The 8,252-nt window shown below is 47.5% G+C and carries 7 protein-coding genes; 4 read left to right on the top strand and 3 right to left on the bottom strand.

Annotated elements, in window-relative coordinates:
• Positions 1 to 103 precede the first annotated feature (103 nt).
• Together QZV86_RS12780 and QZV86_RS12775 are read right to left on the bottom strand one after the other, a co-directional pair.
• Entirely contained in the window at positions 104 to 1,609 is a 1,506-nt protein-coding gene (locus QZV86_RS12780) for a YifB family Mg chelatase-like AAA ATPase (RefSeq protein ID WP_295628836.1), read from the bottom strand.
• 69 nt (positions 1,610 to 1,678) lie between these two features.
• Positions 1,679 to 1,942 (bottom strand): accessory factor UbiK family protein, encoded by a 264-nt coding sequence (locus QZV86_RS12775; RefSeq protein WP_295628833.1) that lies wholly within the window; start codon positions 1,940 to 1,942, stop codon positions 1,679 to 1,681.
• Between the two features lie 222 nt (positions 1,943 to 2,164).
• Between QZV86_RS12775 and QZV86_RS12770 the strand changes: the two genes are divergently transcribed.
• The 4 genes from QZV86_RS12770 to QZV86_RS12755 are packed head-to-tail and all read left to right on the top strand — an operon-like array spanning position 2,165 to position 5,591.
• A complete protein-coding gene (locus tag QZV86_RS12770; protein WP_295628830.1) occupies positions 2,165 to 3,169 on the top strand; it encodes a phosphotransferase in 1,005 nt (334 codons plus the stop codon).
• A gap of 19 nt (positions 3,170 to 3,188) precedes the next feature.
• Entirely contained in the window at positions 3,189 to 3,890 is a 702-nt protein-coding gene (gene murU / locus QZV86_RS12765; protein WP_295628839.1) for an N-acetylmuramate alpha-1-phosphate uridylyltransferase MurU, read from the top strand.
• 31 nt (positions 3,891 to 3,921) lie between these two features.
• Positions 3,922 to 5,229: a Xaa-Pro aminopeptidase gene (gene pepP / locus QZV86_RS12760; protein ID WP_295628827.1), complete on the top strand. Its 1,308-nt coding sequence runs from the start codon at positions 3,922 to 3,924 to the stop codon at positions 5,227 to 5,229.
• Positions 5,226 to 5,591: a hypothetical protein gene (locus QZV86_RS12755; protein ID WP_295628824.1), complete on the top strand. Its 366-nt coding sequence runs from the start codon at positions 5,226 to 5,228 to the stop codon at positions 5,589 to 5,591. The genes pepP and QZV86_RS12755 overlap by 4 nt, the downstream gene beginning before the upstream one ends.
• A gap of 91 nt (positions 5,592 to 5,682) precedes the next feature.
• On the opposite strand, the gene QZV86_RS12750 is transcribed toward QZV86_RS12755, so the two are convergent.
• Entirely contained in the window at positions 5,683 to 8,073 is a 2,391-nt protein-coding gene (locus QZV86_RS12750) for a penicillin acylase family protein (protein WP_295628821.1), read from the bottom strand.
• Positions 8,074 to 8,252: the final 179 nt, after the last annotated feature.

The raw sequence follows: 8,252 nt of genomic DNA, 5'->3' as shown, positions 1-8,252 counted from the left end.
AGGCTACACCGCTTTCTCCTCACTTGTCATACACCAGAAATAATCATAGCTCAGGTTACAAAACCTTGCACCTTGAGATTATTGGCTGATCAGATGTATGAATTTAATGTTTATCTAACCTGCGATACTGAACTGCCTCAGCAATATGCTGATTGTTAATTTTCTCAACACTCGACAAATCTGCAATGGTTCGCGCGACTTTCAAAATACGGTGATACGCACGAGCGGATAAATTCAAACGGCTGATGGCTTGTTTCAGCAGATTCTCGCTGGTGCTATCGAGTGCGCAGTGCTGATCGATTTCTTTCACACCCAAGCGACTATTCTTTTTTCCTTGCCGGTTGAGTTGTATTTGGTAGGCCTTTTCTACACGCTGGCGGATCATGCTGCTTTTTTCACCGGCCGCTTGCTGTTTCATCAATTCCTGCTGTGGTACTGCTGGAACTTCGATCTGCATATCGATACGATCCAGTAGCGGGCCGGAGATTCTGCCGCGATAGCGGGAAATCTGGTCTGGGGTGCAATGGCATTTGCCGTTGGAGTGTCCCAGGTAGCCACAGGGGCACGGATTCATTGCGGCAATTAGTTGAAATTGCGCCGGGAATTCTGCTTGACGGGCTGCGCGGGAAATGGTGATTTTTCCAGATTCCAGAGGTTCGCGCAGTACTTCCAGAACTTTACGGTCGAATTCGGCCAGCTCGTCCAGAAACAACACGCCGTGCATGGCCAGCGAAATTTCACCGGGGCGAGGGTGGCTGCCGCCGCCGACCAGAGCAACACCGGATGCCGTATGGTGCGGCGAGCGAAATGGTCGTTTCTTCCAATTCTCAATATTGAAGCTGCCATAACTAAGTGACTGAATGGCTGCAGATTCGAGGGCCTCCGCCTCGGTCATGGGTGGTAGAATGCCGGGGAAGCGTGCCGCCAACATGGATTTTCCGGTGCCCGGAGGGCCAATCATTAGCAGACTGTGGCCACCTGCGGCGGCAATTTCCAGCGCACGTTTGGCATGAGTTTGTCCTCTGACTTCATCAAGATCTGGGTAAGTGGAGTCTTCATTCCTGGTCTCGGTTACGCCTGAAAAAATGGGCAAAGTTTCTCGTCCGGTTAAATGCGCACAGATTTGTAGTAACGATTTGGCTGCGTAGATCGTGGCTTTTTTGACTAATGCGGCTTCAGCGGCATTTTGTTCCGGAAGTACGAAGCTGCGGCCGGATTGTGATGCGTTGTAGGTCATCGCCAGAGCGCCGTGAATTGGGCGCAATTCTCCGGTTAATGCCAGTTCGCCAGCCCATTCATATTGATCCAGTTTATCTTTGGGGATTTGCCCGGTTGCGGCGAGTATTCCTAATGCTATGGGCAAGTCGAATCGTCCGCTCTCCTTGGGTAAATCGGCAGGAGCTAGATTGATGGTGATACGTTGCGCAGGGATTTTGAATTGTGCATTTTGCAGTGCCGCTCTGACGCGGTCTTTACTTTCTTTAACTTCGGTATCGGGAAGACCGACGATGGTAAAACTGGGCAAGCCGTTGGCGATGTGTGTTTCCACTGTCACCAACGGTGCTTGAATACCGGAAAGCGCGCGACTATACAGTACGGCGAGTGACATCTATTAAGCGCAGAATTAAGTTATGGATGCAGGTTAAGAGTTACTTAAGTATAACAGCGGCGTATAAATTTATTTGTCGGACTCTGGCATTTCGTTTGTACCTAACTGTGCTTCCAGTTCGGTTACCTTGGCTTCAAGAATCATCAGTTTTTCACGGGTGCGCTGTAATACTTCCTGCTGCACATCAAATTCATCACGGGTGACTAATTCAAGCCGGGAAAATGCACCCGATAATAAAACCCGGACATTTTTTTCGATATCTTTGGCCGGGCTGTTTTGCATAATTTCGCTGACTTTGGCATTGATTTCGTCAATTACATTTTTATTAATCATGGTTGTTCTCCTTGTTGATTGATCTACCAGTTGATCAGCTGGCCACGTGAGTGACGTGATAAAATCTCATGTTATGAGATATCTTACAAGACCGAATTATCCACTGTTATTGAGAACGGTTCCAGTTTTACCCGCTAGGAAAAGTCTGTGAAGCTTTCTCAGTGATTAAAATATAGGCTATTTTTGATCTTGATGAGATCGACTAATTATCCGGATATATGAATGGAACGTACACAACAACTTGAGAATTGGATAAAGGCGCAATTTCCCGGAAGATTATTTACACTGGAGCCTGCTTCTGCGGATGCAAGCTTCCGGCGCTATTTCCGGATTTCTTTCGATGATCAAACATTGGTTGTGATGGATGCGCCACCACAATATGAGGATTGTGCGCCGTTCTTGTACGTAGCGGAGATTCTGGCTGCAGTCGGGGTGCATGTGCCCAGAATTCTAGCGCAAAATCTGGAGCTTGGTTTTTTGTTGTTATCCGACTTGGGGCATACCACTTTCTTACATGCACTCAATCAGGCACCTGAGTCAGCCAATCAACTTTATTGCGATGCGACGGATGCGTTGGTGCAAATGCAGATGTCGCAACAGGTCGAAGGCTTGCCAAGTTATGATCAAGCGTTATTGCAGCGAGAACTTGATTTGTTTCCTGATTGGTATATTGCGAAACATTTGCAAGTGAATCTATCTAAAGAACAGCAAACGGTTTTACACAATGCTTTTGAGCATATATTGCAAAATAATCTGGCACAGGCCAAAGTATTGGTGCATCGGGATTATCATTCTCGCAATTTGATGGTGTCTACACCGAATCCGGGTATTCTTGATTTTCAGGATGCGGTACATGGGCCGATTACTTATGATCTGGTATCTTTATTCAAAGATGCCTATATTCACTGGGATGAAGACCGCATTCTGGATTGGACCATTCGCTATTGGGAAAAAGCACGCCAAGCTGGGTTGCCGGTGACTGCAGATTTTGCAGAGTTTTATCGCGACTTTGAGTGGATGGGTGTGCAACGCCACCTAAAAGTGTTAGGGATTTTTGCCCGTCTCAATTATCGCGATGGCAAAGCGACTTATCTAAACGATATGCCGCTGGTGATGCAATATTTGCGTACAGCTTGTGAGCGTTACCGGGAACTTCGTCCGCTGCTGAATTTGCTGGATGAGTTGCATCCTGCTAAATCCGGCCAGAAGATTGGTTACACCTTCTAAAGTGATTCCTTATAAGGCGATGATTCTTGCGGCGGGGCGTGGTGAGCGCATGCGCTCGCTTACTGATGCTGTACCCAAGCCATTGTTAAAGGCAGGTGGTGCGTCGTTAATTGAATATCAGCTAAGAAATCTGGCGCGTGCTGGTTTTACCGATATTGTCATTAACCATGCGTACCTGGGTGCAATGATTGAAAATGCTTTGGGCACAGGTGAGTGCTATGGTGTTAATATTCAGTACTCGCCTGAGCGAGTGGTTCTAGAAACTGCGGGCGGGATTGCCAATGCCTTGCCATTATTGACGGGTCAGTTCAGCAATCAACCATTCCTGGTGGTCAACGCAGATATTTATTGTGAAATGGACTATGTATCGCTGTTACCGGTAATGAGTGCGATGCAGTCGGATAGCGCGCAGTTGGCGCATCTGGTACTGGTGGATAATCCACTGCACCACGCCGCAGGAGACTTTACATTACGGCAAAATCAGATCTTGCTGACAGGTAACAATCGATTAACGTTTAGCGGCATCGGTATTTATCGACCACAGCTGTTTTGCGCAATAAAACCGGGCATGGCGGTGAAATTGGCTCCGTTATTGCGACAGGCGATAGAGCAAGGCAAAGTGAGTGGTGAATACTTTTCTGGACATTGGATCGATGTGGGAACACCGGAGCGACTGGAAGCACTGGATAAGCAACTTAAATCGCAAGCGAGGATCGAGTAATAAGTGATTGTAATAACTTGAAACTGCAACTATGACCTATATTCAACCTTTTATCGCACGTCGAAAACTTCTGGCAGCTCAAATGCAGACGGGTGTGGCGATTATTCCAACGGCTCTGGAGCGGCTACGGAATGGTGATGCGCATTATCCATACCGGTTTGATAGCTATTTTTACTACTTGACTGGTTTTCGTGAACCAGAGGCGGTGCTGTTGATTGTTGCCGCAACTGATCATGCACCGGCCAAGCATATTTTATTTTGCCGCGAGAAAGACGCTGAGCGTGAGATCTGGGATGGTTTTCGCTATGGGCCGGAGGCAGCCAAGGAGGTTTTTGGCTTTGATGAGACCTATCCATTAGCTAAATTGGAAGAATTGCTGCCCCAGTTACTCGCAGATCAACCCGCTGTTTATACCGCCTTGGGATTGGATCAGAACTGGGATCAGCGTGTTGTCGGTTGGTTAAATCGAGTGCGTGAACTGGCGCGCACAGGCGTTGCGGCGCCGAGTGAGATTCATGATTACCGTGCATTATTGGATGAAATGCGCCTGATTAAGGGTACCGACGAATTGCAAATTATGCAGCGGGCAGCAGATATTTCGGCGCAGGCACATCAGCGCGCGATGCAAACGACAATGCCGGGAATGAGCGAAAACGAGATTGAAGCTGAATTGCTTTATACCTTCTGTCGGCATGGTGCTCAGTCACCAGCTTATACTTCTATTGTTGCCGGAGGCGCTAACGCATGCGTATTACATTATGTGCAGAATAATGCCGAACTGAAATCAGGTGATTTATTATTGATTGACGCGGGTTGTGAGTTGGATGGCTATGCTTCTGATATTACGCGAACATTCCCGATCAATGGAAAATTTACTGCTGCACAAAGAGATGTGTATCAACTCGTGCTGGCTGCCCAGACAGCAGCTATATTGCAAGTGAAGCCGGGAAATAACTGGAATGATCCGCACCAAGCCGCACTGCTTGTGTTAGCGCAAGGTTTTATTGATTTGGGATTATGTCAGGGTAGCATGGAGGCTGTGCTGGAGTCGGGCGACTACAAACGTTTTTATATGCATAAGACCGGTCATTGGCTGGGCATGGATGTGCATGATGTTGGAAAATACAAACAGAAAGGTGAGTGGCGTTTATTGCAGCCTAGCATGGTGCTGACAGTTGAGCCGGGTTGCTACATCCGTCCAGCGGATAATGTGCCGGAGCATTTCTGGAATATTGGCATTCGCATTGAGGATGACGTGGTGGTTACGCAAACGGGCCATGAACTTTTAACTTTAGCGGTACCCAAAACAATTGTTGCAATAGAGGAGTTAATGCAATGAATGATGAAGAGAGAAAAATTATTATTAGCAGGATTGCTGAATACCGTCAGGATGAGTCGGGAGAATTTCAGCGTGCACCGGTTTCGCCTTTAAATCGCTGGCTTACTTATGCGATGCTGATTCCTGTTGTTGTGGTTATGGTGTTCGCGAGCATTTTCTTTTTTGCCGCTTTCCTGGCATTAGTTGCCGTGGCTGTTGTGATCGTTGGCATACGTTTCTGGTGGTTACGCCGGAAACATGAAAAGACCATGCAACAATTCAATGATATGAACCGTCAATCCGGAATGGATCAAGCCGTAATCATCGAAGACGCACAAATTATTGAAGAAATAGAAGTACATCGGAGCGGACAGAAGAAGTAATTTGTTGCATAGCAGATAACTTGTACTATGGCTATGCAGTGCTTATTGATGAAGATAATTAACCAAGATAACTAGCTTTACTGGAATCTATTTATTTAGACTGGGCTGAAATAAGCTTCATTTGTCTTTCCGCTGCCCCCGGAAGAAAAGGTGTGTGACTTCCATTTACCCAGTCGGTGTGTCCACGACCGTAGTATGGCGAAAGTGGATGGCCGCTTTGTCCTCCAGGCATGGCAAAATAGCCATGTTCTTCCTGCCCTGGGGCAACCACGGAGCGTTGCGAGGCGCCAAAGTTGGGGGATTGCACGCGCGGCATATTGTGATCACCCGGTAGCGGATCACTTGGCATATCAAGCCATTGTGCTACCCATGATGGAAGTTTTTGACTGAGAGGGTGTCGAATAAGCGCTGCATTGACTTCACCCCAGCTTCGTTTATCAATACCACCATCTTGTTCCATCTGTTCGGCGCTTTGTTGTGCGCAAAGGTATAGTAATTCTTCCCAATTTTTATATGGCGATGGCAGTAGGTGTTGGGGTTTCTGTTCGAGCAGTTGCCACATAATTACTTCCGCTTGGCTTAGTCTAGGTAATTCAAAAGTTGGATCGTTTTGCCGCACTGGAGCGGCAAAACCGTTTAATACAGTCTTTGTCACTTCATAGCGATACGTGCGTACAATCCGATAGGCAATAGAATCCGTGGAAGCCTGTCCATTCCAGCCAGCTAATGCGTTCTTCATTGTTAAAATCCACGGTAGCTTACTGTCTGCCGATTCCAGAGTATTGCTCAGTAGCTGATGCCAGCGTGCCAACAAGAGCGCGCGATTATCTAATTGAATGGCTTGCATATCTGCTACGGTAAATTGGTTGCGCGCCAATAAACTGTCGCGAATTTGCGTGGCTCTTGCGCCTAAATCAAAGCCGCCATTGCCCAATAGATTCAGTAGACTACCTGAAACAGGGCGTGAATTTGCAGACCATAGTCGCTGTGTTGCAGGATTATTGATGAGCGGATAGCGCTCGGGTTCCAGCCATCCACTCCATCCCGTACTTGCTGTAGTCCAGTCGGCAGGTACGTGCGGATCATACATACCGGATCGGATGGGGATGCGGCCTGCGAGGGTCCAACTGATATTGCCGTGACGATCACCGACAATGAAGTTTTGTACTGGGATGCCCAGCAACGGTGCAATTTTTGCGGCGTGTTGCGCGGATCTGATTTGTTCCAGTTCGATCAATTTAAGATTTATAGCTTCGGGTCGCAATGCTGTCCAGGCTAATGCCAATGGAGTTTTATCGTGGTCTTGCGCCAAAATAGGGCCCCATTCAGTTTCTGAAATTTGCAGGGTTTCATCTATTGAATTGCGGATGCGAATGATTTCATGGTGAATCTTCATCGGTTGCCAGCCGGTTGAGCTGAGGTAGCGAGTTTGGTCGTCTGCATCAGTTTTTATCCTTGCCCAGTCGGAAAAGTCTCCGTGGCTATTGGTGAAGCTCCAGGCGATATGCCGATTTGAGCCGATCACAACTGAAGGTACACCGGGTAGGCTGATGCCGGTGATGTCGTGAAACTGATCTGCAGTTGCGGCATCGGGATAAATAAGGCGAGTTCTAAACCAGAGGTTAGGTGCTCGTAAAGTTAGATGCATGTCATTAGCGACGATGGCAGGACCATCGGTTAGTCCTCCGGCAACCGCAAAACTGTTACTGCCGGGCGATTGTTCTATGGCTAACGGGTTGCCATTGAATAGTTTTTTGTCTAATGCTTGCAGATTGATGTGCACCGCTGAAGGGAGCTCCGGCAAGATGATGGGTTCATCAATCAACGGCGCATCCCAATTGCCAGCTGGAGTGTTCAAAAATCGATAAACCGGTTCTGATAGCGTTGCACGTAGGTTGGACAGCGCCAGTTCACGATAAATATTGGATTCATTCAAAGTAAAAAACATTGCAGCAATGACTAAGATGCTGTCTTCATTGCGCCACACCGCAGGCTGGGTTTGGGTCAATAGGTATGGGAAAGGGCGCACCGTCAGTGCTGCAATGCCTTGATTGACACCGTCGCGATAAGCATCGAGCAATTGCATTTGAGTTTTGGGCAGCTGATGTAAAACGGCGGTAGCGCGTGCGCGCATGCGAAATGCACGTGCTTTGCGATCATGCGCGAGTGATGCGGTGCCGAATAATTCGGATAATTCGCCTGCAGCCTGCCGGCGCATCAAATCCATTTCAAAGAAGCGTTCCTGTGCATGGACATAGCCCATCGCTAGTGCTAAATCCAATCGATTTTCGCCTTTGAAGGTCACGCTGCCAAGCGCATCTCGGTCGATGAGTACGGGTGCAGATAATCCAGCAAGTGGCGCTTCGCCGTCATATTGCGGCAAACTAGCGCGCAGTAGTAAGAAGGTGATAAGGACCAATAAAACAGTGATAAGCAGCCCTGTTGCAAAAATGTATCTGACAAAACGTAACGTAAACTGCATCGAGTGATCGCAAAAATAAACGGGTAAATCATATAGTAATACGTTTTAGATTTGCCATAGCCATTAAATGAAAAATGATCTGATTCATGGGTGATAGGAACGATATATGACTGCTTTTAATGTTCTATGGAAACGCTGATCTATTCGATCACATCGAATAGACATGCAGAGGTTTGATA

It is taken from the genome of uncultured Nitrosomonas sp. (genome assembly GCF_902826915.1).
GTDB lineage: Bacteria > Pseudomonadota > Gammaproteobacteria > Burkholderiales > Nitrosomonadaceae > Nitrosomonas.
This window is presented reverse-complemented; position numbering and strand designations above follow the sequence as displayed.